The 1582-nt window shown below is 58.4% G+C and carries 2 protein-coding genes; one reads left to right on the top strand and one right to left on the bottom strand.

What is annotated here, in order from left to right; all coding sequences use genetic code 11:
- Nucleotides 1-683: DUF1223 domain-containing protein (locus WBM93_RS02885; RefSeq protein ID WP_424427978.1), on the bottom strand; the 683-nt coding region annotated here is incomplete at its 3' end.
- Nucleotides 684-778: 95 nt separating this feature from the next.
- On the opposite strand from WBM93_RS02885, the gene WBM93_RS02880 reads away from it, so the two are divergent.
- The coding region (locus WBM93_RS02880) for a pseudouridine synthase (protein WP_424427976.1) at nucleotides 779-1582 on the top strand (804 nt) is incomplete at its 3' end.

Here is a 1582-nt window from a genome sequence, read left to right as displayed (position 1 = left end):
GGAGATATTGTAAATTTCGTCGGCCTGCCACGCCAGCTGCCGAGATTCCGTTCAGTCTTGACCACGTTGGTATAGTGCACTGTCCTTCCGCTATTTTCGCCGCGTCCAATACGGACGGTTTCCGAAGAGCTCAGCGCGATCAGCGAAACGCCGGCGAGATAGTCGGATTTGCCTTTGATCGAGACCGTCATCTCGCCATTTGCATCGGTGGAAGTGGTGATCGACGGACCGGTTGCGGACGCGCGCCGGACCAGCGAGCGAATATCATTTTCACGCGACCCGACCGCACCGCCACCGCCGTTAACGACGATCTGCGGCGTATAGACCCCGGATCCTTCATTGCCCTTGTCAGCATAAGCGCGCTGCAGGCGGGTGTTTTCTTCCCGCGCCAGCGTGTCCTTCCAGCCGAGCCGGTCCCAGTAGGTCACAGGCCGCGTAATCACCAGCAGAGAGCCGTCTTTTGCCAGCCGTCTGGCGAGCAAATCTGCAGGGGGACAGGACGAACATCCCTGACTGGTGAACAATTCGATGACGACCGGACGGGGGCTTCCGGCGTCATCAGGGGGACTTGTCGGTGTCGTCACCTGAGCGGAGCTGACAGTCGATGTCGGGGCGAGTTGCATGCCGATAGATCCGGCGATAGCGGCTCCACCAAACAACAGGCTTGTGATAATCTTGCTCATTTCCAACTCCGAACGGGTAACAATAGACATTCGTGGCTCCGCGACCATAGGTTACAGATTGCAGCCAGCGCTTTTTTCCGCCATGCGTCTCGACCATGACCGAAGATAAAACACCCAAGATATATCGCGCAAAACCGACGCCTGGAGCAAAACCGGCAGCCGCGGCGGCGGCGCCATCGGATAAAGTTCGCGAAGGGCAACGGATTGCAAAACTTCTCGCCCGTGCCGGCGTCGCATCGCGCCGCGAAATCGAACGGATGATCGAGGCGGGACGAATATCGCTGGACGGGAATCTCGTCGAGCATCCGTCGCTATTGCTCAAGAATCTGACCGGAATCACCGTCGATGGCGATCCGGTCGCCGAGCCCTCCCCGGCCAAACTCTATCGTTTTCACAAGCCCAATGGCTATCTGACCGCCGAACGCGACTTTTCCGGCAAGAAGACGATCTACGATGTTTTGCCCGCAGACATGGAACGGGTCATGCCGATCGGCCGGCTCGACATGAATACCGAGGGTCTGTTGCTGATGACCACAGATGGCGAGTTCAAGCGCGAGATGGAATTGCCGAAAAACGGCATAGAACGCTCCTACCGGGCGCGGACTTTTGGCGATATCAGCCAGAACCAGCTCGAGGAACTCTATCGCGGGATCACCATCGACGGCATGCATTATGGTCCGATCACCGCCAATCTCGAACGGCGCACCGGTCGCAACCAGTGGATCGAAATGACCCTGACCGAAGGCAAGAACCGCGAAGTGCGCCGGGTCCTGGAACATTTCGGTCTCGAAGTGTCCCGCCTGATCCGGACCCGATACGGGCCATTCGTGCTCGGCGATCTGGAAAAAGGCGAGATCGAGGTCGTGCGGCAGCATGATCTGGTGCAGTTTCGCAAGTCG

The sequence above is a fragment of the Parasphingorhabdus sp. genome (assembly GCF_049667325.1).
In the GTDB taxonomy this organism is placed as follows: Bacteria; Pseudomonadota; Alphaproteobacteria; order Sphingomonadales; family Sphingomonadaceae; genus Parasphingorhabdus.
Note: the sequence above shows the minus strand (reverse complement) of the source record. Positions and strands in the feature narration are given on the sequence as shown.